The organism is Pseudomonas sp. LBUM1648 (assembly GCF_059716145.1).
The window spans coordinates 1,124,345-1,150,804 of the sequence record NZ_CP166808.1 but is presented as its reverse complement, the minus strand read 5'-3'; the positions used below and the strand labels follow the sequence as shown (position 1 = coordinate 1,150,804).

Annotated in this window: 21 protein-coding genes; 10 read left to right on the top strand and 11 right to left on the bottom strand. The window is 60.3% G+C overall.

Going from position 1 to position 26,460, the window contains the following annotated elements:
• Window positions 1-132 precede the first annotated feature (132 nt).
• The 5 genes from ACA043_RS05025 (at window position 133) to nagE (ending at window position 7,409) form a co-directional block, all read left to right on the top strand.
• The gene (locus tag ACA043_RS05025; RefSeq protein WP_370872606.1) at window positions 133-864 is read left to right on the top strand and encodes a GntR family transcriptional regulator; all 732 of its coding nucleotides are present in this window, start codon (window positions 133-135) and stop codon (window positions 862-864) included.
• Between the two features lie 32 nt (window positions 865-896).
• Window positions 897-2,003, top strand: a complete 1,107-nt coding sequence (gene nagA, locus ACA043_RS05020; RefSeq protein WP_305441560.1) for an N-acetylglucosamine-6-phosphate deacetylase — start codon at window positions 897-899, stop codon at window positions 2,001-2,003.
• On the top strand, window positions 1,984-3,006 hold the full coding sequence (locus tag ACA043_RS05015) for an SIS domain-containing protein (protein WP_497658724.1): 1,023 nt from the start codon (window positions 1,984-1,986) through the stop codon (window positions 3,004-3,006). Before nagA ends, ACA043_RS05015 begins: the two co-directional genes overlap by 20 nt.
• A gap of 136 nt (window positions 3,007-3,142) precedes the next feature.
• Window positions 3,143-5,656, top strand: a complete 2,514-nt coding sequence (gene ptsP, locus ACA043_RS05010; RefSeq protein WP_497658723.1) for a phosphoenolpyruvate--protein phosphotransferase — start codon at window positions 3,143-3,145, stop codon at window positions 5,654-5,656.
• 37 nt (window positions 5,657-5,693) lie between these two features.
• Entirely contained in the window at window positions 5,694-7,409 is a 1,716-nt protein-coding gene (gene nagE / locus ACA043_RS05005) for an N-acetylglucosamine-specific PTS transporter subunit IIBC (RefSeq protein ID WP_497658722.1), read from the top strand.
• Between the two features lie 106 nt (window positions 7,410-7,515).
• On the opposite strand, the gene ACA043_RS05000 is transcribed toward nagE, so the two are convergent.
• A complete protein-coding gene (locus ACA043_RS05000) occupies window positions 7,516-7,875 on the bottom strand; it encodes a DUF6124 family protein (protein WP_489879166.1) in 360 nt (119 codons plus the stop codon).
• Between the two features lie 610 nt (window positions 7,876-8,485).
• Here ACA043_RS05000 and ACA043_RS04995 point away from each other — a divergent pair.
• Entirely contained in the window at window positions 8,486-8,704 is a 219-nt protein-coding gene (locus tag ACA043_RS04995) for an EF-hand domain-containing protein (RefSeq protein ID WP_497658721.1), read from the top strand.
• A 462-nt stretch (window positions 8,705-9,166) separates the two neighbouring features.
• Here ACA043_RS04995 and ACA043_RS04990 read toward each other — a convergent pair whose 3' ends face one another.
• Together ACA043_RS04990 and purL are read right to left on the bottom strand one after the other, a co-directional pair.
• A complete protein-coding gene (locus tag ACA043_RS04990; protein ID WP_102356444.1) occupies window positions 9,167-9,478 on the bottom strand; it encodes a YqfO family protein in 312 nt (103 codons plus the stop codon).
• Window positions 9,479-9,483: 5 nt separating this feature from the next.
• Entirely contained in the window at window positions 9,484-13,380 is a 3,897-nt protein-coding gene (gene purL / locus ACA043_RS04985; protein WP_187680027.1) for a phosphoribosylformylglycinamidine synthase, read from the bottom strand.
• Between the two features lie 285 nt (window positions 13,381-13,665).
• On the opposite strand from purL, the gene mltF reads away from it, so the two are divergent.
• Window positions 13,666-15,126, top strand: a complete 1,461-nt coding sequence (gene mltF / locus ACA043_RS04980) for a membrane-bound lytic murein transglycosylase MltF (protein ID WP_489879169.1) — start codon at window positions 13,666-13,668, stop codon at window positions 15,124-15,126.
• 114 nt (window positions 15,127-15,240) lie between these two features.
• On the opposite strand, the gene pdxJ is transcribed toward mltF, so the two are convergent.
• The 8 genes from pdxJ to lptF all read right to left on the bottom strand — a co-directional run bounded on the left by pdxJ (window position 15,241) and on the right by lptF (window position 23,618).
• A complete protein-coding gene (gene pdxJ, locus ACA043_RS04975) occupies window positions 15,241-15,987 on the bottom strand; it encodes a pyridoxine 5'-phosphate synthase (protein WP_489879170.1) in 747 nt (248 codons plus the stop codon).
• A 47-nt stretch (window positions 15,988-16,034) separates the two neighbouring features.
• Window positions 16,035-16,724, bottom strand: coding sequence for a DNA repair protein RecO (recO, locus tag ACA043_RS04970; protein WP_497658720.1), 690 nt, complete (start codon window positions 16,722-16,724; stop codon window positions 16,035-16,037).
• A gap of 120 nt (window positions 16,725-16,844) precedes the next feature.
• Complete coding sequence (gene era, locus ACA043_RS04965) at window positions 16,845-17,747, bottom strand: GTPase Era (protein WP_489879172.1); 903 nt, start codon at window positions 17,745-17,747, stop codon at window positions 16,845-16,847.
• On the bottom strand, window positions 17,740-18,429 hold the full coding sequence (gene rnc, locus ACA043_RS04960; protein WP_187680031.1) for a ribonuclease III: 690 nt from the start codon (window positions 18,427-18,429) through the stop codon (window positions 17,740-17,742). Before rnc ends, era begins: the two co-directional genes overlap by 8 nt.
• A gap of 181 nt (window positions 18,430-18,610) precedes the next feature.
• Window positions 18,611-19,465: a signal peptidase I gene (gene lepB / locus ACA043_RS04955; RefSeq protein WP_187680032.1), complete on the bottom strand. Its 855-nt coding sequence runs from the start codon at window positions 19,463-19,465 to the stop codon at window positions 18,611-18,613.
• A gap of 5 nt (window positions 19,466-19,470) precedes the next feature.
• Window positions 19,471-21,270: a translation elongation factor 4 gene (gene lepA / locus ACA043_RS04950; RefSeq protein WP_187680033.1), complete on the bottom strand. Its 1,800-nt coding sequence runs from the start codon at window positions 21,268-21,270 to the stop codon at window positions 19,471-19,473.
• 172 nt (window positions 21,271-21,442) lie between these two features.
• Window positions 21,443-22,504 (bottom strand): LPS export ABC transporter permease LptG, encoded by a 1,062-nt coding sequence (gene lptG, locus ACA043_RS04945; protein WP_187680034.1) that lies wholly within the window; start codon window positions 22,502-22,504, stop codon window positions 21,443-21,445.
• Complete coding sequence (lptF, locus tag ACA043_RS04940) at window positions 22,497-23,618, bottom strand: LPS export ABC transporter permease LptF (RefSeq protein WP_401271857.1); 1,122 nt, start codon at window positions 23,616-23,618, stop codon at window positions 22,497-22,499. The genes lptG and lptF overlap by 8 nt, the downstream gene beginning before the upstream one ends.
• Window positions 23,619-23,926: 308 nt before the next feature.
• Between lptF and ACA043_RS04935 the strand changes: the two genes are divergently transcribed.
• The 3 genes from ACA043_RS04935 to ACA043_RS04925 are packed head-to-tail and all read left to right on the top strand — an operon-like array spanning window position 23,927 to window position 26,310.
• The gene (locus tag ACA043_RS04935; protein WP_497658719.1) at window positions 23,927-25,417 is read left to right on the top strand and encodes a leucyl aminopeptidase; all 1,491 of its coding nucleotides are present in this window, start codon (window positions 23,927-23,929) and stop codon (window positions 25,415-25,417) included.
• Between the two features lie 60 nt (window positions 25,418-25,477).
• Window positions 25,478-25,906 (top strand): DNA polymerase III subunit chi, encoded by a 429-nt coding sequence (locus ACA043_RS04930; protein ID WP_187680037.1) that lies wholly within the window; start codon window positions 25,478-25,480, stop codon window positions 25,904-25,906.
• 8 nt (window positions 25,907-25,914) lie between these two features.
• On the top strand, window positions 25,915-26,310 hold the full coding sequence (locus ACA043_RS04925; protein ID WP_497658718.1) for a DNA polymerase III subunit chi: 396 nt from the start codon (window positions 25,915-25,917) through the stop codon (window positions 26,308-26,310).
• Window positions 26,311-26,460 lie beyond the last annotated feature (150 nt).

The window sequence follows — 26,460 nt, the reverse complement described above, 5'->3', positions numbered from 1 at the left end:
ACTCCCCCTAAAACCCGCCATTTCATTGGGCCAACGGCCATTTCCCTGCGTTGACATGGTATTCAAGTGGTATTAATTTCCGCCTCACAAGCGCGCCACAACAATCCTATACTCGCGCCGGAAATGACCTACATGAATGACCTCCACGTCCTACGCCCTGACGATTCCCAGCCGACGCCGCTGTACCTGCAACTGGCGCGTAACCTGGAAGCGGCCATTCATGCCGGGCAGTGGAAAGCCGAACAGGCGATGCCATCCGAGCGCAATCTCAGCGAACAGCTGGGCATCTCCCGGGTGACAGCGCGCAAGGCACTGGAAGTTCTGCTCGATCAAGGTTTGATCCGTCGTTTGCAAGGTTCCGGCACCTTCATCACCCCACGTCTGGAGCAACCCCTCTCCCGCCTCTCCGGCTTCAGTGAAATGCTCCGCCTCAAGGGCTTCGTGCCCAGCTCGCAATGGCTGGAGCGGGAAATCACCCTGCCGACCCACGAAGAACTGATTCGCCTGAGCCTGTCGCCGAACGACAAGGTCGCGCGCATGAAACGCCTGCGCAAAGCCGACGACACCGTGATGGCCATCGAGATGAGCACCCTGCCCGCCTCGATCATGCCCAAACCGCAAGCGGTGGGCGATTCGCTCTACGAATACCTCGACGGCATCGGCAAACCGATCGTCCGCGCCTTGCAGCACATCCAGGCGATCAACGCCTCGGACGAGTTCGCCGCGCTGGTCGGCATCGCCCCCGGCACCGCCATGCTGCTGATGACCCGGGTCGGCTATCTGGAAGACAACACGCCGATCGAAGTCACCGACACCTATTGCCGCAACGACTACTACGACTTTGTTGCAGAGCTGCGCCGCTAACCGGGCGCAGACGTCAAACAGCGAGAACCGAAATGTCTGAAGACAACATCCTCACCGCTCACGGCTGGGTTCGCGGCCGGCTGATTCACGAACACGGCAAAGTCGTGTCGATCGAAGGCGTGCCTTGCGATCCGGCGGACAACGACCTGCCTTATCTGCTGCCGGGCTTCATCGACCTGCACGTTCACGGCGGTGGCGGCAAAGACATCATGGAAGGCGCCAGCGCTTTCGAGACCATCACCAAAACCCACGTGCGCTTCGGCACCACTTCGCTGCTGGCCACCACCATGACCGCACCGAGTGCCGAGATTTCCAGCGTACTCAAGGCAGTCGGCGAATTCTGCGAACAGCGCCCGGCCAACAGTGCCCGAGTCCTGGGCGTGCACCTCGAAGGCCCCTACATCAACCCCGGCAAACTCGGCGCGCAACCAAACTTCGCCCACACCGCGTTGATGGCCGAAGTCGAAGAATATCTGGCGTTGGCGCCGATCCGGGTCATCACCATCGCCCCGGAAATCGCCGGCCACGACGCTTTGATCCGTGAACTCAGCGGTCGCGGCATTCGCATGCAAATCGGCCACACCCTCGGCAGTTACGAGGAAGGCGTTGCCGCGCTCGACGCCGGCGCCACCAGTTTCACCCATTTGTACAACGCCATGAGCCCGCTGCATCACCGCGAGCCGGGGATCGTCGGCGCGGCACTGGCCCATGCCAAGTACGCCGAGCTGATTCCGGATTTGCTCCACGTACACCCCGGCGCCATCCGCGTGGCCCTGCGCTCGATCCCGTGCCTGTATTGCGTCACCGACTCGACCGCCGCTGCTGGCATGCCCGACGGTGAATACAAGCTCGGCAGCCACACCGTGACCAAATGCCTGGGCGGCGTGCGCCTGCCCGACGGCACGCTGGCCGGCAGCACCCTGACCATGGATCAGGCCCTGCGCAACCTGGTGAAGATCGGTTTGCCCATCGCCGAAGCCTCGCAACGACTTTCGCAATTCCCCGCCGACTACCTCGGCATCACCGAACGCGGGCGCCTTGAACCAGGCGCCTGGGCCGACTGCGTGCGGCTGGATCGCTCACTCACACTGACCGCCGTCATGGTCGAAGGAGAAGACATTGACTTCAAAAATGCTTGAAGAGGCGCTGTCCTCGTTCGAGGCCGTGCAGGCCCAACTGCAACAACTCGACCCGCAACTGATCGAGATCGCCGGGCGTCTGCGCCGTCAGCCGCCGCAAGTGGCGATGACCGTCGCGCGCGGCAGTTCCGACCACGCGGCGAGCTACTTCGCCTACCTGACCATGCAGCAATTGGGCGTGCCGGTGGCGTCGTTGCCGATGTCGGTGGTGACCATGCAGCAGGCGCCGCTGAAGGTTAGCGGACAGGTCGCCTTCGCGTTCTCGCAGTCCGGTCAGAGCCCGGATCTGGTCAACAGTCTGCGTCTGCTGCGCAAGCGTGGGGCGCTCAGCGTTTCCATGGTCAACGCCGCCGATTCGCCGCTGGAAGCCGCGTGTGAATTCAGCGTGCCGCTGCTCGCCGGTACTGAAAGCAGCGTCGCCGCGACCAAGAGTTTTATCGCCACCCTCAGCGCCAGCGCTCGTCTGATCGCGCACTGGAAAGAGGACAACGAATTGCTGCAAGCCCACAACGCCCTGCCCGAAGGCCTGCGCGAAGCGGCACAACAGGACTGGAGCGTGGCCATTGATGCCCTGCGCGATTGCGAACGCCTGATGGTGATCGGTCGCGGTGCCGGTTTTGCCATCGCTCAGGAAGCGGCGCTGAAGTTCAAAGAAACCTCGGCGATCCAGGCCGAAGCCTTCAGCAGCGCCGAAGTCCGTCACGGCCCGATGGCGCTGATCGACGAACACTACCCGCTGCTGGTCTTCGCACCACGCGGCGCCGAACAGGCCGGGCTGTTGAGTCTGGCGGCAGAAATGCGCCAACGCGGCGCCCGCGTCTTGCTGGCCGCGCCGGACGACATCAGCGAACGCGACCTGACCCTGAGCCGCGCCGAACACCCGGTCCTCGACCCGATTCTGGCGATCCAGAGTTTCTACGTGATGGCTGCCGGGCTCGCCGTAGCCCGAGGCATGGACCCGGATCAGCCGCGCCACTTGAGCAAAGTGACCCGCACGCATTAACCACAGATACACAACTCTGTAGGAGCTGCCGCAGGCTGCGATCTTTTGATTTTGACGTACCGAAAAACAAGATCAAAAGATCGCAGCCTTCGGCAGCTCCTACAGGGGCCAGCGAATTTCCTGATGAGACCGAGCCATGCACAACAACAATAAAGAGCTGACCCTCAGCGCCCCGCTCAGCGGCCCGTTGCTCACGCTCGCCAAAGTCCCGGACGCGGTGTTCGCCAGCGGCGCGATGGGCGATGGCATTGCCATCGACCCGTTGAACGACACCCTGTATTCGCCGTGTGCCGGGGTGATCATCCATGTCGCGCGTACCGGTCACGCCCTCACCGTGCGTGCCGACAATGGCGCGGAAATACTCCTGCACCTGGGTCTCGACACCGTTGAATTGAACGGCGAAGGCTTCTCGATGCTGGTCAAGGAAGGTTTGCGCGTCACCCAGGGTCAGCCGCTGTTGCGCTATGACCTGGACAAGGTCGGCCGGCAGTGCAAAAGCCTGGTCAGCCTGTTGATCCTGACCAACAGCCAGGATTTTCAAGTGCGGCCAATCACCCTCAAAGCGGTGAAGGTTGGCGAGCCGTTGTTGCACATCATCGCGCGCCACAGTGCGGCGACCAACGCTGAAGAACTCGGCGGGCCTGAGGTTCACGGGCATGTGCTGGTCGCTCATCGCGGCGGTTTGCATGCCCGCCCCGCCGCGCTGATTCGCCAGACCGCACAAGGCTTCAAGAGCCAGTCGCAGCTGCACTTCGCCGGCAAAACGGCGCCGTGCAACAGCCTGATCGGGTTGATGGGGCTGGCGGTCGGCGAGCAGGACGAAGTGCAAGTCAGTTGTCAGGGTCCGGACGCAGAAGCCGCGCTGCAAGCCTTGCTCACGGCTTTGGCCACTGCCCTGCCGGACGACCATCACGCAAGCGCACCGGTCAGCGCAGCACCGCGCAAACGCCCGGCCGAGGCTGGCGTGTTGCATGGCGTGTGCGCTGCGCCGGGGTTTGTCGGTGGGCCGCTGTATCGTTTGAACGCGATCAACTTGCCGGCGGATGCGGGCAATCATGCTCCGCTTGAGCAGTTGGAAAAACTTGAAGCCGCGCTGAATCAGGTACGCAGCGAAATCGACGGCACCCTCGCCCAGGCGAAAAAGCACAAAAACACCGACGAAGAAGCAATCTTCGCCGCACACATGGCGCTGCTGGAAGACCCGGCCCTGCTCGACGCTGCGCAACAATCCATCGAGCAAGGCACTGCCGCGACTCACGCCTGGAGCCAGTCGATTGATGTGCAGTGCGAAGTGCTCCAGCAAACCGGCAGCGCGCTGCTGGCCGAACGCGCCAACGACCTTCGCGACCTCAAGCAACGCGTGATGCGTGCCCTGCTCGGCGAAGCCTGGCATTACGACGTGCCGGCCGGCGCCATTGTCGCCGCGCATGAACTGACCCCGTCGGATCTGCTGCAACTCAGCGCCCAAGGTGTCGCCGGGTTGTGCATGGCCGAGGGCGGCGCGACCTCCCACGTAGCGATTCTGGCGCGGGGCAAAGGTTTGCCGTGCATGGTTGCTTTGGGTTCGGCATTGCTTGATCAACCACAAGGCCAAGCGGTGGTGCTCGACGCCGATAACGGTCGCCTAGAACTGACACCCAATGCAGAACGACTGGCCGAAGTTCAACAAGCGCAAATCGATCGCCAGCAACGCCGCGACGCGCAACAAGCCAAGGCGCACCTGCCGGCCGAAACACGCAATGGCGTGGCCATCGAAGTGGTCGCCAACGTCGCCTCCAGCGCTGAAGCAACGGACGCCTTTGCCAACGGTGCCGACGGCGTCGGTCTGCTACGCACCGAATTCCTGTTCGTCGATCGCCAGACCGCGCCAGACGTCGAAGAACAGCGCGCCGCCTATCAAGCCGTCATCGATGCGATGGGCGACAAGTCAGTGATCATCCGCACCATCGACGTTGGCGGCGACAAACAACTCGACTACCTGCCACTGCCCGCCGAAGCCAACCCGGTGCTCGGCTTGCGCGGTATTCGTCTGGCTCAGGCCCGCCCGGAAATCCTCGATCAGCAACTGCGCGCGCTGCTGCAAGTCAGCCCGTTGCAGCGTTGCCGAATCCTGTTGCCGATGGTCACCGAAGTCGACGAATTGCTGCACATTCGCGAACGCGTCGATGCGTTGTGCCTGGAACTGAACATCACACAACGCCCGGAAATCGGCGTGATGATCGAAGTCCCGGCCGCCGCACTGCAAGCCGAACAACTGGCTGAGCACGCAGACTTCCTGTCGATCGGCACCAACGATCTCTCCCAATACACCCTCGCCATGGATCGCGACCACGCCGGCCTCGCCGCACGAGTCGACGCTTTGCACCCGGCGCTGCTGCGCCTGATCGCCATGACCTGCGAAGGCGCGGCGGTGCACAAACGGTGGGTCGGCGTGTGCGGTGCGTTGGCCTCTGATCCACTGGCAACGCCGGTATTGATCGGCCTCGGCGTAACCGAGCTGTCGGTCAGCCCGGTGCAGATCGGTGAAATCAAAGATCGCGTGCGCCAGTTGCACGAAGCCGAATGCCAACGCCTCGCCCGTGACCTGCTCAAGCTGAGCAGCGCTGCGGCGGTGCGTCACACCTGCCATCAACATTGGCCTCTGCGCTAACAAAAAAGCGCTCTATAAAAGAGCAGGGAGAACCACCATGTACCAACTCTTCATCGAAGGCCTGCAACGCCTCGGCCGCGCGCTGATGCTGCCGATCGCGATCCTGCCGATTGCCGGTCTGCTGCTGCGTCTGGGTGACACCGACCTGCTGAACATCGCGATCATCCACGATGCCGGCCAAGTGATCTTCGCCAACCTGGCGATGATCTTCGCCATCGGCATCGCCGTCGGGTTCGCCAAGGACAACAACGGCACCGCAGGCCTGGCCGGGGTTATCGGTTATCTGGTGATGATCTCCACCCTCAAGGTGCTCGACGCGAGCATCAACATGGGCATGCTCGCCGGCATTGTCAGCGGCCTGATGGCCGGCGCGCTGTACAACCGCTTCAAGGACATCAAACTGCCGGAGTATCTGGCGTTCTTCGGTGGCCGGCGGTTTGTGCCGATTGTCACCGGCTTCGCCGCAGTGGGCCTGGGCGTGGTGTTCGGCTACATCTGGCCGCCGATCCAGCACGGCATCAACAGCTTCGGCGCCCTGATGATGGAAAGCGGCAGCCTCGGTGCCTTCGTCTTCGGCGTGTTCAACCGTCTGCTGATCGTCACCGGCCTGCACCACATCCTCAACAACATGGCGTGGTTCGTGTTCGGTAACTTCACCGATCCGACTACAGGCGCACTGGTGACCGGCGACCTGTCGCGCTACTTCGCTGGCGACCCGAAAGGCGGCCAGTTCATGACCGGCATGTTCCCGATGATGATCTTCGGCCTGCCTGCCGCATGCCTGGCGATGTACCGCAACGCGCTGCCGGAGCGGCGCAAGGTCATGGGCGGGATCTTCCTGTCGATGGCCCTGACTTCATTCCTGACCGGCGTGACCGAGCCAATCGAATTCGCCTTCATGTTTCTGGCGCCACTGCTGTTCCTGCTGCACGCGCTGCTGACCGGGTTGTCGATGGCGATTACCAATGCGCTGAACATCCATTTGGGCTTTACGTTTTCTGGTGGGTTTATCGACATGGTGCTGGGCTGGGGCAAGTCCACCAATGGCTGGCTGGTGGTCCCTGTCGGGCTGGCGTACGCGGTTGTGTATTACGTGGTGTTTGATTTCTGTATTCGTCGCTTCAATCTGAAAACGCCGGGGCGTGAGGATGTGGCGACCGCTGAGAAAGCCGTCCTCACCGAAAACCAACGAGCCGGGGCCTACATCAAAGCCCTCGGTGGTGCGGAGAATCTGCTGACCGTTGGCGCTTGCACTACCCGTCTGCGACTGGAGATGGTCGATCGCAACAAAGCATCCGATGCAGATCTGAAAGCGCTCGGCGCAATGGCAGTCGTGCGCCCGGGCAAGGGTGGCAGTTTGCAGGTGGTGGTCGGGCCGATGGCTGACAGCATTGCAGATGAGATTCGCCTGGCGATGCCGGCGTTGGGGCGTGCGGTTCTTGCCGAGCCTGTGGCGGTTGCCGATGAACCGAAAGCGGTTGTGGTCGCGGGTTCGGAAGCTCAGCAATGGCTGAATGCGCTGGGCGGCGGCGACAACGTGCTGCAACTCGATTGCATCGCCATGAGCCGGATTCGCTTGCTGCTGGCGGATGGCAAGGCGCTGTCCGAGGCGCAGTTGAAAGAGCTGGGTTGTCAGGGTGTCAGCCAGTTGGAAGGTGGGGTTTGGCATTTGCTGGTGGGGGATAAGGCTGCGGGTTTGAGTGGCGCACTTGAGGCGCTGGTCAATCGCAGTGAGGTCAGTGCCAAGGTTTAAAAGTCTGGTGTCTGGGCTGGCCTCATCGCTAGCAGGCTAGCTCCCACAAGGGAGTGCGTTTCAACTGTGGGAGCCAGCCTGCTGGCAATGAACGATGACGCGGTCGTCAGGTTTGTGGGTCGACTCGATCCAGTGCTCGGTTTACCGCCAGTTCGGCGAGCATGACGATTTGCTGGATGCCTAATACCGTGCTGCGCTGAGAACCGCTTAGCTCATTGGCGAAGTTGCTGGCGGCGGTGCTTGCCGAGGCTAATGACTCACAGGCATGGGCGAGCAGGCTTTCGGTGTCCACCTGGGGGCAGACCATGAACATGGAGCTCGGTCGGCGCGGCTTTGCGGGTTCGGGGCACAGGTAGAAGTCGAGAGCGCGTTTGATGGCTTCGCGGTTTCGGGCCTGGTCTTCGGCACGGAGGGCTTCTTCGAGTGGGGTTTTGGTTTCGGGTGGATCGGGTACGGGCTTGGTCATTGCAATGATCTCTAATCAAATGATTGAAGCCATCACTGGTCGTTTCTCACGCGACGAAGAGGTGGCAGCTATGTGCGGAGTGAGAAACCGGTAAGAGATCAACCCGGCCGAACCGAAGTCCGCCCGCACACAGCCGCCATAGAACATTGCCGGCAGCAAATAAGCTGGCGGCGATTATGGTGCTACTGACGTTTGATTAAAACCTCTTACCGGGTTCTCACACCCGATCACCGATTTGCGGTGACAGCCAAAGACTAGAGATCCGACGTCCGACGGACAACCTGAAAACCTTGTGGGAAGGTTCTGGTGATTTCACATCCAGTTAAACAACGCGAATCGCCTCCCTCGTGTAGGAGCTGCCGAAGGCTGCGATCTTTTGACTTTGACGTTTCAACATCAAAAGCAGGATCAACAGATCGCAGCCTTCGGCAGCTCCTACACGTGAGCCGGTGCATTCAGGAATGAAATCGCCCCCACATTGTCGGCACTGTCAACTGTCAGGTCTGACAGTTGACCGCCCTGAATGAGGTTATTACGTTGACGGAATCAGGCAGTTTTTATGTCGTAGCCTCGATAACCCTGCACTTAATTCATAAAGGATGGCTGCGACATGGCAAAGAAAATGACGGACGCAGAACAACTCGAGCATCTGAAAGAAACCTACAAAAATCTGGACACAAACAAGGACGGAATCCTTACTATCGAAGAGTTCGCCAAAGGCACCGAAGGCTATGCCAAAACGATGAGAGAGTTTGTTTGGAATGAGTACAACAAGGACGGGGACAAAGACTTGACCCTGGAAGAGTACCTGGCCAGCCAAAACCCATAACCTGCTAAATAGTTTCGTCACTACCAGGCTGCCATCGCTGGCAAGCTCCCACAGTTTTGATTTGCGCACAAACCATGCGGCAAAGCCGCCCCACTCAACAGGATGAGCGTTAGCTCGGCTGCAGCTCTTGATCTTGATCCACGGGCCCCGTCGGCAGGCTGAGTGGATGAAACCCGGAGCGAAGGAACCCCGAGCGTTAGCGAGTGGGCCGAACGTTGGGGCACAGACCTTTGGTTACTTTGGGGCGTTTGCCAAAGTGACTCGCTGTAAGAGCGAAACCGCCAGCGGCAGCACCCGAAGAAATGGATATTCACCCAGTTAGCCAGAACATGGTCGCCTGTCAGGGCGCCATCGCCAGCAGGCTGGCTCCCACATTTGAATGAGCTAACCCCTCAAATCGGGGGCAACAAAAAACCCGCTGAAATCACTCTCAGCGGGTTTCTTGTTTATGCAGCAGAAAGATCAGAAATCTTCCAGCCGCCACACTTCATAAGCCGGTGTCTCGTACGGATGACTGAGCTTCAACGCCGCCACAACAGCCACGATCAACTCATCCGCCACCACAAGCTCAACCTTCCATTCCTCAACCCGCTCGACCTGCCCCGCCTCACCAATAAACGGCTGACTGCCATCCAAAGGCCGAAACTGGCCAGACCCAAGCACCTGCCAAGCACAGTGGTCATAGTCACCGATCCGCCCACCACCGGCAGCGAACACAGCCCCTTTGACCACCTCGACATGACTGTCAGGAACAAAAAACCCAAGCTTGTACACGACGCTTAGTTAACCCACACACGAGCATTACGGAACATACGCATCCAAGGTGCATCCTCGTTCCAGTCTTCCGAACGCCACGAGTTCTGCACGGCGCGGAACACACGCTCCGGGTGCGGCATCATGATCGTCACACGGCCATCACGGCTGGTGAGACCAGTAATCCCGCGCGGCGAACCGTTCGGGTTGGCCGGATACGATTCAGTGACCTTGCCATGGTTGTCGACAAAACGCATCGCCACACAACCCGACAGATCCGCTTCCAGCAATGCTTCTTCGCTGGAGAACTCGGCATGACCTTCACCGTGAGCGATGGCGATCGGCATACGCGAACCGGCCATGCCCTGCAGGAAGATCGAGTTCGACTCCTGAACCTGAACCATCGCCACACGCGCTTCGAACTGCTCGGAACGGTTGCGCACGAAGTGCGGCCAGAACTCGCTGCCCGGAATCAGCTCGTGCAGGTTGGACATCATCTGGCAACCGTTGCACACGCCGAGGGTGAAGCTGTCGTTACGTTCGAAGAAGCCCTGGAACGCATCGCGAGCGCGGCTGTTGAACAGCGCCGACTTGGCCCAGCCTTCACCGGCGCCGAGTACGTCGCCGTAGGAGAAACCACCGCACGCCACCAGACCTTTGAACTCGTTCAGATCGACACGGCCGGCCAGAATATCGCTCATGTGCACGTCGATCGCGTTGAAACCGGCGCGGTCGAACGCGGCCGCCATTTCCACCTGACCGTTGACGCCCTGCTCACGCAGCACGGCAACCTGTGGGCGGATGCCTTTCTTGATGTAAGGCGCAGCGACGTCCTGGTTGACGTCGTAGCTGAGCTTGACGCTCAGGCCCGGGTTGTCTTCTTCCAGCAACACGTCGAACTCTTGCTCGGCGCAGTCGGCGTTATCGCGCAGACGCTGGATCTGGTAGCTGGTTTCAGCCCACTGACGTTGCAGCAGACGACGCTGGCCTTCGAACACAGTGTCACCGTTGAAGGTGATGTTGATCTGGCCATTGTTCATCGGCTGACCGATCACGGAAACACAGTCGCCCAGACCGGCAGCACTGAATTGCGCGAGGATGTCTGGCGTGGCGTCCTGACGAACCTGAATCACCGCACCCAGTTCTTCGTTGAACAGGATGGCGGCGATTTCGGCCGAGGATTCGGCAACGCTGTCGAGGTTCAGGCTCAGACCGCAGTGGCCGGCGAAGGCCATTTCCACCACGGAGGTCAGCAGACCACCGTCGGAACGGTCGTGGTAAGCCAGCAGGTGACCGTCGGCGTTGAGCCCCTGGATCACCGCGAAGAAGGCTTTCAAGTCTTCGGCGTCATCGACGTCCGGCGCGTGCTTGCCGAGCTTGCCGTGAACCTGAGCAAGGATCGAGGCGCCCATCCGGTTCTGACCGCGACCGAGGTCGATCAGGATCAGGTCGGTGGTGCCCTTGTCCATGCGCAGCTCCGGGGTCAGGGTCTGACGGATGTCAGCCACTGGCGCGAAACCGGTCACGATCAGCGACATCGGCGAGGTCACGGTTTTTTCTTCGCCGTTGTCATTCCAGCGGGTGGCCATGGACATCGAGTCCTTGCCGACCGGAATGGTGATGCCCAGCTCAGGGCACAGCTCCATGCCGACCGCTTTCACGGTGTCGTACAGACGCGCGTCTTCGCCCGGGTGGCCGGCAGCAGACATCCAGTTCGCCGACAGTTTGATGTCGGAGAGCTTGTTGATGCGCGAAGCGGCAATGTTGGTCAGGGTTTCGCCGATGGCCATGCGGCCCGACGCCGGGGCGTCCAGCAGAGCCAGCGGAGTACGCTCGCCCATCGCCATCGCTTCACCGGTGTAAACGTCGAAACTGGTGGCGGTCACGGCAACGTCGGCCACCGGAACCTGCCATGGCCCAACCATTTGGTCACGGGCCACGAGACCGGTGATGGTGCGGTCGCCGATGGTGATCAGGAAGCTCTTGCTCGCCACGGCCGGGTGATGCAGAACGCGTTCGATGCTTTCGGTGATGTCGAGGTTCGACGGATCGAAGTCATCGCCCAGCTCGGCTTCACGCACCACCGAACGGTGCATGCGCGGTGCCTTGCCCAGCAACACTTCCAGTGGCATGTCCACCGGGTTGTTGCCGAAGTGGCTGTCGGTCACGGTCAGTTGCGGCTCGGCGGTGGCTTCACCGACGACGGCAAACGGGCAACGCTCACGTTCGCAGATCGCCTGGAAGCGCTCGAAGTCTTCCGGGCCAACGGCCAGAACGTAACGCTCCTGGGATTCGTTGGACCAGATTTCGTGCGGGGCCATGCCCGGCTCGTCGTTTGGAATGTTGCGCAGTTCGAAACGACCACCGCGGTCGCCGTCGTTGACCAGTTCCGGAAAAGCGTTGGACAGACCGCCCGCGCCCACGTCGTGGATGAAACTGATCGGGTTCTTGTCACCCAGTTGCCAGCAACGGTCGATGACTTCCTGGCAACGACGCTCCATTTCAGGGTTTTCACGCTGCACGGAAGCGAAGTCCAGATCCGCCGAGCTGGTGCCGGTGGCCATGGAGGAAGCGGCGCCGCCGCCCAGACCAATCAGCATCGCCGGGCCACCGAGCACGATCAGCTTGGAGCCAACGACGATCTCGCCTTTCTTGACGTGTTCTTCGCGGATGTTGCCCATGCCGCCGGCCAACATGATCGGCTTGTGGTAACCGCGAACTTCGTCACCGTGCGGGGTGGTGATCGATTGTTCGAAGGTACGGAAGTAACCGGTCAGGGCCGGACGACCGAATTCGTTGTTGAACGCGGCGCCGCCCAGCGGACCTTCGATCATGATGTCCAGCGCAGTGACGATGCGCTCAGGCTTGCCGTACGGCACTTCCCACGGCTGTTCGAAGCCCGGGATTTGCAGGTTGGATACGGTGAAACCGGTCAGGCCAGCCTTTGGCTTGGCGCCACGGCCGGTTGCACCTTCGTCGCGGATCTCGCCACCGGAACCGGTGGATGCGCCCGGGAACGGGGCAATCGCGGTCGGGTGGTTGTGGGTTTCAACCTTCATCAGGATGTGCACCGGCTCCTGCACCGCGCCGTACTGGCGGGTTTCAGGGTTCGGGAAGAAACGGCCGGCAACGTTGCCGACGATCACCGAGGCGTTGTCCTTATAAGCCGACAGAACGCCTTCGCTGTGCATCACGTAGGTGTTCTTGATCATGCCGAACAGGCTTTTTTCCTGGTTCTCACCATCAATATCCCAACTGGCGTTGAAGATCTTGTGGCGGCAGTGCTCGGAGTTGGCCTGAGCGAACATCATCAGTTCGATGTCGTGCGGATTACGCTTGAGGCCATTGAAGGCATCGACCAGATAGTCGATCTCGTCTTCGGCCAGGGCCAGGCCCAGCTCGGTGTTGGCCTTTTCCAGCGCAGCGCGACCGCCGCCGAGGATGTCGATCGCGGTCAGCGGCTTCGGTTCGGCGTGGCTGAACAGACCGGCAGCCTGTTCGAGGTTGGCCAGAACGATCTGGGTCATGCGGTCATGCAGGACATCGGCAATCTGCTGCGCTTCGGCTTCGCTGAACTGACCGGCCACGTAGAACGCGATGCCGCGCTCCAGACGCTGGATCTTGCTCAGGCCGCAGTTGCGGGCGATGTCGCTGGCCTTGCTCGACCATGGCGAGATGGTGCCGAAACGCGGCAACACCAGGAACAGACGGCCGGTCGGCTCTTGTACCGGAACGCTTGGACCGTACTTCAGAAGGCGCGCAAGCACCTGCTGTTCGTCGCCGGTCAGGACGCCGGTGACTTCGGCGAAGTGAGCGAATTCAGCATACAAGCCACTGACAGCCGGAACCTTCTGGCTCAGTTGCTCAAGGAGTTTGCTGTGGCGAAAGGCAGAAAGGGCAGGAGCGCCGCGCAGGATCAACATCTTCGGGACAGCCTCGGGAAGGGGTGTGCTTTGAGGCCGTGCATTCTAGCCTAAACCGCCTTCAACATCACCCGAAACGCTACGCACGGTTGCACTCGCATGTCGATCTGTGTTTCTGATTCACGAGTCAAATTTAACCGGCCTGTGAAGACGGCTTATTTTTACTGTAACAAAATGCCCTTCGGCCCCATTTCTGCGGGGTTTTGTCCGGTTTTGTGATCTCTAGCAGACCTGCCCTGCGCTGTCGAGATATGGCGCCCGCAGTCCTTTGCGTATACTGCGCAAATGTTTTTCCCAACGGCTTTGCGTCCGCGGTACGCCAAATGGCTGATCGCAACCGGACTCTTCCTGATGCTCGGTGGCTGTGTTGATAAACCCAACACACTCGAGCGCGTAAAGGAGGATGGTGTGCTGCGGGTGATTACCCGAAACAGCCCCGCCACCTACTTTCAGGATCGCAGCGGTGAAACCGGCTTCGAATACGAGCTGGTGAAGCGCTTCGCCGACGATTTGGGCGTCGAACTGAAAATCGAAACTGCCGACAACCTCGACGATCTCTTCAACCAGATTGGCAAGCCGAACGGCCCGGTATTGGCAGCCGCAGGTCTGGTCAGCAGCGAACAACGCAAGACGCAGGTGCGGTTCTCCCACTCCTACCTCGAAGTCACCCCGCAGATCATCTATCGCAATGGCCAGTCACGGCCGACCGACGCTGGTGATCTGGTCGGCAAGAAGATCATGGTGCTCAAGGGCAGCACCCATGCCGAGCAACTGGCCGAGCTGAAAAAGAAAAACCCGGGCATCGAGTACGAAGAATCTGACGCCGTTGAGGTGGTCGACTTGCTGCGCATGGTCGACGAAGGCCAGATCGACCTGACGCTGGTCGACTCCAACGAAGTGGCGATGAACCAGGTGTACTTCACCAACATTCGCGTGGCCTTCGACCTCGGCGATGCGCGCAGCCAGAGCTGGGCGGTGGGCCCGGGCGAAGACAACAGCCTTCTCAACGAGATCAACAGCTATCTCGACAAGGTGCAGAAGAATGGCACCCTGCAACGCCTCAAAGACCGCTATTACGGGCACGTCGACGTTCTCGGCTACATGGGCGCCACCACGTTCGCCCAGCACTTGCAGCAGCGCCTGCCCAAGTACGAACAACACTTCAAGAGTTACGCCAAGAAAGAGAAAGTCGACTGGCGTCTACTGGCTGCCATCGGTTATCAGGAATCGTTGTGGCAACCGACAGTCACCTCGAAAACCGGCGTGCGCGGCTTGATGATGCTGACCCAGAACACCGCTCGGGCGATGGGCGTGTCCAATCGCCTCGATCCGAAGCAGAGCATCATGGGCGGCGCCAAGTACCTGGCCTATATGAAGGATCAGCTCGACGATTCGATCAAGGAGCCGGATCGCACCTGGTTTGCTCTGGCCGCCTATAACGTCGGCAGCGGCCATCTGGACGACGCGCGCAAACTGACCGCCAAGGAAGGGTTGAACCCGGACAAGTGGCTGGACGTGAAGAAGATCCTGCCGCGCCTGTCGCAGAAGCAGTGGTACAGCAAGACCCGCTACGGCTACGCCCGGGGCGGCGAGCCGGTGCATTTCGTGGCGAACATCCGTCGTTATTACGACATCCTCACTTGGGTAACCCAACCGCAGCTTGAAGGCGATCAAGTGGCCGAGGGCAATCTGCATGTGCCGGCGATCGACAAGTCCAAGCCGACCCAAGAGCCTGCTCCGCTTTAAAAGCAAAAGATCGCAGCCTTCGGCAGCTCCTACAGGTGATCACATGCGCCGCAAAATTGCGGGGTTAGCATGATCCCCCTGTAGGAGCTGCCGCAGGCTGCGATCTTTTGATCTTCAGCCCTTCAAGGCAGCCGCCAGAATCAGCGCCTTCATCTCAGACACTGCAGACTTGAAACCCACGAACAACGCATGCGCCACCAGCGCATGACCGATGTTCAGTTCGTTGATGCCCTTGATCGCCGCGACGGCTTCGACGTTGTGGTAATGCAGACCATGGCCGGCGTTGATGATCAGCCCCTGAGCCAGACCAAACGCTACACCGTCCGCCACACGCTTCAATTCTTCAGCGACTTCGGTCGGGGTCTCGGCGTCGGCATAACGCCCGGTGTGCAGTTCGATGGCCGGCGCACCAACACGCTTCGAGGCAGCAATCTGGCGCTCGTCGGCATCGATGAACAGCGACACTTCGCTGCCGATCTTCGACAGACGCTCGACCGCAGCCTTTATCCGCGCTTCCTGCCCCGCGACATCCAGACCGCCTTCGGTGGTCAGTTCCTGACGGGTTTCCGGGACCAGGCAGATGTGCGCCGGACGGATGAGCTCGGCGAACGCCATCATTTCTTCGGTGACGCCCATTTCGAAGTTCATGCGGGTTTGCAGCACATCCTTGAGCAAGAGCACGTCGCGCTCCTGAATGTGTCGACGGTCCTCGCGCAGGTGCACGGTGATGCCGTCGGCGCCCGCCTCTTCCGCGTCCAGCGCCGCCTTGACCGGATCCGGGTAGCGCGTGCCACGGGCCTGACGCAGGGTGGCGACGTGGTCGATGTTCACGCCAAGAAGAATGCGATTGCTGGTGGTCACGGATGCGCTCCTGAATTTAGAGATTCGGCGCACAGCATACGGGGTGATCAGGGCTTGCGAAACAGTTCGCGACTGACAAGCGGACGACCGCCCAAGTGAACAGCCAATGCTTGACGCATCAGACGTTTGGCGGCTGAGAGTGCGCCGGGGGCTGACCAGTCAGCTTCGGCCATGGCCAACAATTCAACACCGTTGAACAGGCCAGGTTGCAGCAGGTAAACGCGCTCAAGGCCAGCGTCCACTTGCAGACGATAGAGACCGTCCGGGGCGACAGGCTCGCCGTGGATGTCAGTGTTCATGGAGAAGCCATAACCGAGATCATCCAGCAGGCGCCATTCGAAGGAGCGCAACAAGGGCTCCAGCGGCCGACCTTCGGCCAGGGCCAGCAAGGTCGCGGCGTAGTGATCGAACACCGCCGGATGCGGATCTTCGGCGGGCAGCAAACGGATCAACAGCTCATTGAGGTACAGACCGCTGAACAACGCCTCGCCGACCATCCACGTCGCGTTACCGGCACTTTCCATGCGCCCGACATTCTTCAACTCACCCTTGCCGCGAAACTCGACTTCCAGCGGCACGAATGGTCGCGCCAACGTTCCGGCCTTGCCCCGCGCACTGCGCAACACCGCCCGCAGCCGACCTTGCGGCGTGAGGAAGTCGACCAACGCGCTGGTTTCGCGGTAGGCGCGAGAGTGCAGGACGTAGGCGGGTTGGGCGGGAGGTGGGCTTTGCGACATGAGCGCTTTTTCTCGGTCGGAGATTGCAAAAAAGATCGCAGCCTTCGGCAGCTCCTACAGGTTTACACAATCCACTGTAGGAGCTGCCGAAGGCTGCGATCTTTTGATCTTTTGAGCCGCTTACAGGTCGCCGTAACCCAGCGAACGCAGCGCACGCTCGTCGTCGGACCAACCGCCCTTCACCTTGACCCACAGGTTGAGCATGATCTTGGAGTCGAACAGCAGCTCCATGTCCTTGCGCGCTTCGGTGCCGATGCGTTTGATGCGCTCGCCCTTGTCGCCAATGATGATCTTCTTCTGGCCATCACGTTCGACGAGAATCAGCGCATGGATATGCAGGGTTTTGCCCTGCTGCTTGAACTCTTCGATCTCGACGGTGATCTGGTACGGCAGCTCGGCGCCCATCTGGCGCATGATTTTTTCGCGCACCAGTTCAGCGGCGAGGAAACGGCTGCTGCGGTCGGTGATCTGGTCTTCCGGGAAGAAGTGATCGTTTTCCGGCAGGTGATTGGCAATCACCTTTTCCAGCGCCTCAAGGTTGTGCCCGTGCTGCGCGGAGATAGGGATGATCTGCGCGTTCGGCAGCTGTTCCTGCAACCAGCTCAGGTGCGGCATCAGTTCAGCTTTGTCTTCGATGCGGTCGGTCTTGTTCAGTGCGACGATCAGCGGGCCGGTCACGTACTGCACGCGCTCCAGCACCATCTGGTCTTCTTCGGTCCACTTGGTGCGATCGACCACGAAGATCACGACGTCGACGTCTTTCAACGCCGCCGAAGCGGTCTTGTTCATGTAACGGTTGAGAGCCTTTTCGCCACCCTTGTGCATGCCGGGGGTGTCGACGTAGATCGCCTGTACGTCACCCTCGGTCTTGATCCCGAGCATGTTGTGACGGGTGGTCTGCGGCTTGCGCGAGGTGATCGCCAGTTTCTGACCGAGGATATGGTTCAGCAGCGTGGACTTGCCCACGTTGGGACGGCCGACGATGGCAACGTAGCCACAGCGAGTTGCGTTTGTATCAGTCATTGCCATTCTCCACGCCCAGGGCAATCAGTGCTGCGGCGGCCGCTACCTGTTCGGCAATACGACGACTCACACCCTGACCTCGGCTTTTTTCATTCAGTAAGACAACTTCGCACTCGACGAAGAAGGTTCGGCAGTGCGGCTCGCCCTGGATATCTACCACCTCGTAACGAGGCAGCTCGCAACCGCGCGATTGCAGATGTTCCTGCAGACGGGTCTTGGGATCCTTGTTGGTGTCCACCAGCGTCAGGCCTTCGAACTCGCCGGCCAGCCAGGCCAGGACGCGCTCGCGGGCCATGTCCATGCCGGCGTCGAGGTAGATCGCACCGATCAACGCCTCAAGGGCATCGGCCAGAATCGACTCGCGACGGAAACCGCCGCTTTTCAGTTCACCGGAACCCAGACGCAGGTAATCACCCAGGTCGAAACCACGCGCCAGTACGGCCAGGGTCTCACCTTTCACCAGGCGTGCGCGCAAACGCGACAACTGGCCTTCGCGAGCCAGCGGGAAGCGATCGAACAACGCCTCGCCAGCGACGAAGTTGAGGATGGCATCGCCGAGAAATTCCAGGCGTTCGTTGTTGCGCCCGGCAAAACTGCGGTGCGTGAGGGCCAGGACCATGAGTTCCTGATCCTTGAAGGTGTAACCGAGCTGACGCTCGAGACGGCTTAAAGAGGCGCTCACGGTTTACCCACGCTGAGATCAAAGCTGGATTCCACCGCCATCGCCGGGATACGGCGCAGGCCTGGGACAATTAACGCTGTGTTCAAAAATTACGTCCTGAATATCGTGGCTTCATGCCCTGGTGTCGATTGTAGCGACTCCAGAAATGCATTCGGCGCTGTGTTCAACAGCGCCGTGGTGATTACTTGATCAGGCCAACCCGCGAGAAATTCGGCAGGTGGCTGAGTTTCGGTTCCGGCCAGCTCATCCAGACCGCGAAGGCCTTGCCGACGATATTCCGGTCGGGAACCATGCCCAGCAGATCCTTGGGAATGTTCGGATCATCCCAGTAGCGACTGTCGTTCGAGTTGTCGCGGTTGTCGCCCATCATGAAGAAGTGCCCGGCTGGCACGGTCCAGGTATGGTCCGGCGTGGCGCGGTAACGGCTCATTTCCTTGCGGATCAGGTGTTCGGCAGCGCCGAGTTTTTCCTTGTAGAGCTCTGCGCTGCCCAGCGTGCCCGGCTCGGAACCGACCATTTGCTCGGCAATCGACTCACCGTTGACGAACAGACGCTTGTCAGCGGTGTAACGCACCGTGTCGCCCGGCAGACCGACCACACGCTTGATGTAGTTGACGTTCGGGTCGCTCGGGTAGCGGAACACCATCACATCGCCGCGCTGCGGATCACCGACTTCGATGATTTTCTTGTCGATCACCGGCAAGCGGATCCCGTAAGAAAACTTGTTCACCAGAATGAAGTCGCCGACGTCCAGGGTCGGTTTCATCGAGCCGGACGGAATCTGGAACGGCTCCACCAGGAACGAACGCAGCACCAGCACGATGAACAACACCGGGAAGAACGACTTGCCGTATTCGACCAGCAGCGGCTCTTTGTTCAGCTTCTCGACCACCACGACGTCGGGCTGGCTGACACTGCCTTGATAAGAGGCAATGGCAGCACGCCGGCGGGGCGCCAGAATCAGCAGATCGAGCAACGCCAACAGGCCGCAGACGAACACGGCGATGACCAGCAACAGCGGGAAATTTAGCGACATAGGACCTAACTATCCAACCTGAGCACTGCAAGGAAGGCTTCTTGTGGAATTTCCACGTTGCCGACCTGCTTCATGCGTTTCTTACCGGCCTTTTGCTTCTCGAGCAGTTTCTTCTTACGGCTGACGTCACCACCGTAGCATTTGGCCAATACGTTCTTTCTGAGAGCCTTGACGGTTGTCCGGGCGACAATCTGACCGCCAATGGCGGCCTGGATGGCCACGTCGAACATCTGACGAGGAATCAGTTCTTTCATCTTCTCGGTCAACTGGCGACCTTTGAAGTGCGAGTTGTCACGGTGCACGATCAACGCCAGGGCATCGACCTTGTCGCCGTTGATCAGCACGTCCAGTTTCACCAGATTAGCCGATTGGTAACGATCGAAATGGTAATCCAGCGAAGCATAGCCGCGGCTGGTGGATTTGAGACGGTCGAAGAAGTCCAGAACCACTTCGTTCATCGGCAAGTCGTAAGTGACTTGCACCTGATTGCCGAGGAACAGCATGTCGACTTGAACGCCGCGTTTCTCGATGCACAGGGTGATGACGTTGCCCAAGTGTTCTTGCGGCACCAGGATATTGGCGCGCACGATCGGCTCGCGCATGTCTTCGACGGCCGAGACATCCGGAAGCTTGGACGGGTTATCGACGTAAATCGTTTCACCGGTTTTCAGCACCAGTTCGAAGATTACCGTCGGCGCCGTGGTGATCAGGTCCAGATCGTACTCGCGCTCGAGGCGCTCCTGGATGATTTCCATGTGCAGCATGCCGAGGAAGCCGCAACGGAAGCCGAAGCCCAAGGCGTCGGAACTTTCCGGGGTGTACTGCAGCGACGAGTCGTTCAGTGTCAGCTTCTGCAGCGCTTCGCGGAAATCTTCGAAGTCGTCGGAGCTGACCGGGAACAGACCGGCGTAAACCTGTGGCTGGATGCGTTTGAAACCCGGCAGTACCGGAACATCCGGGGTCGAGCTCAGGGTCAGGGTGTCACCGACCGGCGCACCGTGAATGTCCTTGATGCTGGCGATGATGAAGCCCACTTCGCCGGCCTTGAGGTCTACGGTGGCGGTGTGTTTCGGATTGAAAACACCGACGCTGTCGACCAGATGGATCTTGCCGGTGGATTTCACCAGGATCTTGTCACCCTTCTTCACGCGGCCGTGACGCACGCGCACCAGGGAGACAACGCCCAGGTAGTTGTCGAACCAGGAATCGATGATCAACGCTTGCAGCGGATCTTCGATGTTGCCGGTTGGCGCAGGAATGGTGTGCACCAGACGCTCAAGCACTTCGTCGACACCCAGGCCGGTCTTGGCACTGCAGGTGACGGCGTCAGTGGCGTCAATGCCAATGATCTTTTCGATTTCGTCTTTGACGCGATCAGGATCAGCCTGTGGCAGGTCGATCTTGTTCAGGACCGGCATGACCTCAAGGCCCTGCTCAATCGCGGTGTAGCAGTTGGCCACGGACTGGGCTTCGACGCCCTGACCGGCATCGACCACCAGCAAGGCACCTTCACACGCGGCCAGGGAACGGCTGACTTCATAGGTGAAGTCTACGTGGCCCGGGGTGTCAATGAAGTTCAGCTGGTAGGTGACGCCATCTTTGGCTTTGTAATAAAGGGTAACGCTGTGGGCCTTGATGGTGATCCCGCGCTCACGCTCAAGATCCATGGAATCCAGTACCTGGGCTTCCATTTCACGCTCGGCCAGGCCGCCGCACATCTGGATGAAGCGATCGGCCAGCGTCGACTTGCCATGGTCAATGTGGGCGATGATGGAGAAATTGCGGATATGACTCAAATCACTCACGGATCAACACTCAAAAAGGCTGCAGGCATGGCCCGCCGAAAAATAGCCGGGAATTGTACCTGATACACGGCGCAAGCGTCACGTTCGCCTGTCACCCGGATTGCATGCAAAAACGCCCCGATCGGTTGATCGAGGCGTTTCCGGGGCTAAGCAGAGGATGAAAGCTTGTTCATCAACCGGCTCGTCTAAGCAGCCAGACACCTGCCAGCGCGCAGACACCGGCCGGCACCAGCACCGCAAACAGCGGCGAGAAACCGAACACCAGGCTCGACGGACCGAGCAAATCCTGGACGATGCGGAAGGTGAAGCCGACCAGCACACCGGTGAACACACGCTGGCCGAGGGTTACCGAACGCAGCGGGCCGAAGATGAAGGAAATCGCCATCAACACCAGCGCGGCTGTCACCAACGGCTGCAACACCTTGACCCAAAATGCCAGCCAGTAACGGCCGTTGCTCAGGCCCTGCTCCGACAGATAGTGGATGTAGCCCCAAAGTCCGCTGATCGACAGTGATTCCGGGGCCATCACCACAGTGCTCAGCAGTTGCGGGCTCAAGGCCACGTCCCAGCGCTCGCTCGGCGTGTTAACGACTTCGGTGCTGCGCTCATGGAACAAGGTGGTGGCCACGTCGGTGAGCTGCCATTGAGTGCCATCGAACTCGGCCTTCTTGGCGAAGCTGGAGCTCAGCAGGTGGCGTTCCTTGTCGAAGTGATAGCGAGTCACGCCATACAACAGGCCGTTGGGTTGCACGGCGTTGATGTGGATGAATTCTTCACCCTGACGGTGCCACATACCGTGCTTGGCGCTTTGCGCGTCGCCGCTGCCCTGAGCCAGAGAGCGATTGGCCTGGGCCATGCTTTCGGTGGCCGGGGCGACGTATTCGCCAATCAACACGCCTGCGAGCATCAGCACCAGCATCGGCTTCATCACCGCCCAAACGATCCGGCCGATCGACACGCCAGCGGCACGCATGACGGTCAGTTCGCTGCTGCTGGCCAGACTGCCGAGGCCGATCAGGCAGCCAATCAACGCGGCCATCGGCAACATTTCATAGAGCCGGCGCGGCGCGGTCAGCAGGACGAAACTCAGCACGTCTACCAATGTGTAGGTTTCGCTGACGTCACCCATCTCATCGATAAAGGCGAACAGGGTCGCCAGACCGAGAATGATTGCCAGCACGGCAATGATAGCCATGAACACGCTGCTGCCGATGTAGCGGTCGAGTTTAACCACGGGCCACCTCCAGCGCAGCAGCGCGACGGCTGGCCATCTTCAGACGCAGCGGCTCCCAATACAGCAGGCCGAGGCCGATGACCAGGAAGATCGCATGCACCCACCACAAGCCGAGCGCCGGTGGAATCTTGCCTTTTTCAAGGGCGCCGCGGGCGGCAATCAGGATGGTCAGGTAAGCCATATAAAGAAGAATCGCCGGCAGCAGCTTGAGGAAACGCCCTTGACGCGGGTTGACTCGCGACAGCGGTACCGCCATCAGGGTCACGATAAACACCAGCAACGGCAGGGACAGACGCCATTGCAGTTCGGTTTTGGAGCGGATGTCGTCACTGCCCAGCAGAGACGAAGTCGGCATGGCGTCACGATCGGTGACTTCTTCGCTGACGTCCGGTTTGGGCAGCAGCACACCATAGTTTTCGTAGTGAATGGCGCGGTAATCCGCCTGACCCGGACTGCCGTCATAGCGATAACCATTGTCGAGAATCAGGTAGCGATTGCCGTCGGGGCGGACTTCCTGACGGCCCTTTTCGGCCACAAGCACGGAAATCCCGCGATCCTTCTGATCGGCGCCGAGGTTCTTCTGCGAGATGAACACGCCGCCCAGGTTGACGCGATCGTCGCTCAACGTTTCGGTGTAGGTCACTCGGGTGCCGTCACGCAGGGCCTGGAAGCGACCCGGTTCGAGGGTATCGAACTCGGTCAGGGCGTCTTGCTTGTTCAGCAGCAACTGGAACTGATTGGCACCCTGCGGGGCCAGGCCCAGGCTCAGCCATGCCACGACCAGTGCCACCAGCGTTGCCGGAAACAGGGTCATGCGAAACAGCTTCTGCTGACTCATGCCGGTGGCCGAGAGCACGGTCATTTCGCTTTCCAGGTACAGGCGACCGTAGGCCAGCAGGATCCCGAGGAACAGACCCAGCGGCAGAATCAGTTGCAGGAAGCCCGGCAGACGAAAGCCCATGATCAGGAACAACGAACCCGGATCGAGCTGGCCGGCAGCGGCCTGAGCGAGGTATTTGATGAAGCGACCGCTCATGATGATGACCAGCAACACCGCACTCACGGCGCTGAGGGTCAACAGGACTTCGCGGGACAGATAACGGAAGACGATCAAACCAGACACTCCAGGGTTGTCAGGCTAAGGCGGCCAAACAAGCAAACACATCGACCGGCCCGCAACGCAGAGCCGTCGAAAAAAGATGCGGCATTATCCTGTGATTGGGGGCGCCTGTCACTGCGCACACTCATCCTCGCACGCAATCCGTTGAAGATCGTACAACCGAGGGTTGTCAGGCGCGGGGAGCGAGGTTCAAACTGCGGCCCTTGTCGCAGGCTTTGGCCTGCGCCTCTTCTATCTATAAGCAGGCGACTGCGGACACCGTCGAACGCCTGCGTGTTGACCATTCATTCAGGGATCCGGACATGGAACTGGTTGTAAAAAGCGTTAGCCCAGAAACGTTGAAAACCGCCACCCTGGTGGTTGCCGTCGGCGAAGGCCGCAAACTCGGTGTCGCCGCCAAACAGGTCGACGAGCTGAGCGGTGGCGCGATCAGCGCCGTACTCAAGCGTGGCGATCTGGCCGGCAAGGTTGGTCAAAGCCTGATGCTGCACAGCCTGCCAAACCTCAAAGCCGAGCGCGTGCTGCTGGTCGGCGTAGGCAAGGACGAGGAACTGGGCGACCGTCCGTTCCGCAAAATCGTTGCCGGCATCCTCAACACCCTCAAAGGCCTGGGCGGCAGCGATGCCGTGCTGGCACTGGATGAAGTCATCGTCAAGGGCCGCGACAGTTACGGCAAGACCCGCCTGCTGGCGGAAACCCTGGTGGACGGCGAATACACCTTCGACCAGTTCAAGAGCCAGAAGGCCGAACCGCGCGCCCTGAAGAAAATCACCCTGCTGACCATCAAGGCTGCACAAGCCGAAGTTCAGCGCGCCGTGAGTCACGCTACCGCGATTGCCAATGGCATGGCCTTCACCCGTGATCTGGGCAACCTGCCGCCGAACATCTGCCACCCGACTTTCCTTGGCGAACAAGCCAAGAACCTCGGCAAAGAGTTCAAGGATCTGAAAGTCGAAGTGCTCGACGAGAAGAAGATCAAGTCGCTGGGCATGGGCTCCTTCTACGCCGTTGGCCAGGGCAGCGAACAACCGCCGCGCCTGATCGTCATGCAATACAACGGTGGCAAGAAATCCGAGAAGCCATACGCACTGGTTGGCAAAGGCATCACCTTCGACACCGGCGGCATCAGCCTGAAGCCGGGCGCCGGCATGGACGAAATGAAGTACGACATGGGCGGCGCTGCCAGTGTGTTCGGCACCCTGCGTGCGGTCCTCGAACTGAAGCTGCCGATCAATCTGGTGTGCATCCTCGCCTGCGCCGAAAACATGCCGAGCGGCAATGCGACCCGTCCGGGCGACATCGTCACCACCATGAGTGGCCAGACCGTGGAAATCCTCAACACCGACGCCGAAGGCCGTCTGGTGCTGTGCGATGCCCTGACCTACTCCGAGCGTTTCAAGCCACAAGCGGTGATCGATATCGCCACCCTGACCGGCGCTTGCGTCGTAGCACTGGGCGCCCACACCTCGGGCCTGCTGGGTAACAACGACGAACTGATCGGCCAACTGCTCAGCGCCGGCAAGGCTGCTGATGACCGCGCCTGGCAACTGCCGCTGTTCGATGAGTACCAGGAACAGCTGGACAGCCCGTTCGCCGATATCGCCAACATTGGCGGGCCGAAGGCCGGCACCATCACCGCCGCATGCTTCCTGTCGCGCTTCACCAAGAACCTCAACTGGGCGCACCTGGACATCGCGGGCACCGCGTGGACCAGCGGCGGCAAGGACAAGGGCGCCACTGGCCGTCCGGTGCCACTGCTGACCCAGTACCTGCTGGATCGCGCCAAAGCCTGAAACCGATGACTGCGGGCGGCGCTTCTTTTTTGAGGCGCCGCTTTCAGCTCAGGAACCGCAATGACCAAAGTCGACTTCTATATCCTGCCCAGCGCCGATCCCTCGGCACGCCTGGACTTTGCCTGCAAGCTCACCGAGAAAGCCTGGCGCATGGGCCACCGCATCTACCTGCATTGCAGCGATGCCGCTCAGCGCGAAGATCTCGATGCTCGACTGTGGGCGTTCAAGGGCGAAAGCTTCGTGCCCCACGGCCCCGCCGACAGTGAACCCGAGGGGTTGATTGTGTTGGGGGTGGGCGATGACTGCGGTCAGCATCAGGATTTACTGGTCAATCTCGACCTGAAAGTCCCGGCCTTCGCCAACAAATTCGCCCGCGTGGCGGAAGTGGTGGTGGAAGATCCGACCATTCGCGCGGCTGCGCGGGAGAGTTTCCGTTTCTACCGCGAACAGGGCTATCCTCTGCAAGATCACCGTTTACAGCGACTCTGAGCACTCCAATGGACACTCCGAAACCGCAGCAAAAGTCCGCACACCTGCTGGACGATCTCGAATCGATCCGCCAGTTGCTCGGCGATGACAACCTGCAACCGCCACTGCTGACCGACACGGTCGATGACGGTGAACAGGAACAGATTCCGATGTTGTTCGATTCGGTCGGCGCCGAGGCGCCTGCCGTCGAGCCGCCACCGGCTCCACCCCCGACGCCTGCCGCGCAACCTGCTGCGCCCGTCGATAAAGGCCCGGACGCCCTGCTGCACCTGGACAGCGAACTGCGCGCCGCCGCGCAATTGATCATGCAAGACGTGATCGACGACTTCGCGCCACACATCGAAACCGAAATCAAACGCCGCCTCGATGCGCGGATGGAACGGCTGCTCAGCCAGTACGAATAACCCCACGACCCCCTGCAGGAGCTGCCGCAGGCTGCGATCTTTTGATCTTGACCTTAAAAAACAAAGTCAAAAGATCGCAGCCTTCGGCAGCTCCTACAGAAAGCTTGCGTCCACCCGCCCCTCCCCCGCTCGCCCTCGGCCCCATGCCCC

Excerpts from the sequence above, each read along its gene's own strand:
- nagE (WP_497658722.1), top strand. The coding sequence starts at position 5,694 with ATGTACCAACTCTTCATCGAAGGCCTGCAACGCCTCGGCCGCGCGCTG.
- era (WP_489879172.1), bottom strand. The coding sequence starts at position 17,747 with ATGACTGATACAAACGCAACTCGCTGTGGCTACGTTGCCATCGTCGGC.
- nagA (WP_305441560.1), top strand. The coding sequence starts at position 897 with ATGTCTGAAGACAACATCCTCACCGCTCACGGCTGGGTTCGCGGCCGG.
- purL (WP_187680027.1), bottom strand. The coding sequence starts at position 13,380 with ATGTTGATCCTGCGCGGCGCTCCTGCCCTTTCTGCCTTTCGCCACAGC.
- ACA043_RS04995 (WP_497658721.1), top strand. The coding sequence starts at position 8,486 with ATGGCAAAGAAAATGACGGACGCAGAACAACTCGAGCATCTGAAAGAA.
- ptsP (WP_497658723.1), top strand. The coding sequence starts at position 3,143 with ATGCACAACAACAATAAAGAGCTGACCCTCAGCGCCCCGCTCAGCGGC.
- recO (WP_497658720.1), bottom strand. The coding sequence starts at position 16,724 with ATGTCGCAAAGCCCACCTCCCGCCCAACCCGCCTACGTCCTGCACTCT.
- ACA043_RS04935 (WP_497658719.1), top strand. The coding sequence starts at position 23,927 with ATGGAACTGGTTGTAAAAAGCGTTAGCCCAGAAACGTTGAAAACCGCC.
- ACA043_RS04930 (WP_187680037.1), top strand. The coding sequence starts at position 25,478 with ATGACCAAAGTCGACTTCTATATCCTGCCCAGCGCCGATCCCTCGGCA.
- ACA043_RS05025 (WP_370872606.1), top strand. The coding sequence starts at position 133 with ATGAATGACCTCCACGTCCTACGCCCTGACGATTCCCAGCCGACGCCG.
- ACA043_RS04925 (WP_497658718.1), top strand. The coding sequence starts at position 25,915 with ATGGACACTCCGAAACCGCAGCAAAAGTCCGCACACCTGCTGGACGAT.
- ACA043_RS05000 (WP_489879166.1), bottom strand. The coding sequence starts at position 7,875 with ATGACCAAGCCCGTACCCGATCCACCCGAAACCAAAACCCCACTCGAA.
- lepB (WP_187680032.1), bottom strand. The coding sequence starts at position 19,465 with ATGTCGCTAAATTTCCCGCTGTTGCTGGTCATCGCCGTGTTCGTCTGC.
- mltF (WP_489879169.1), top strand. The coding sequence starts at position 13,666 with ATGTTTTTCCCAACGGCTTTGCGTCCGCGGTACGCCAAATGGCTGATC.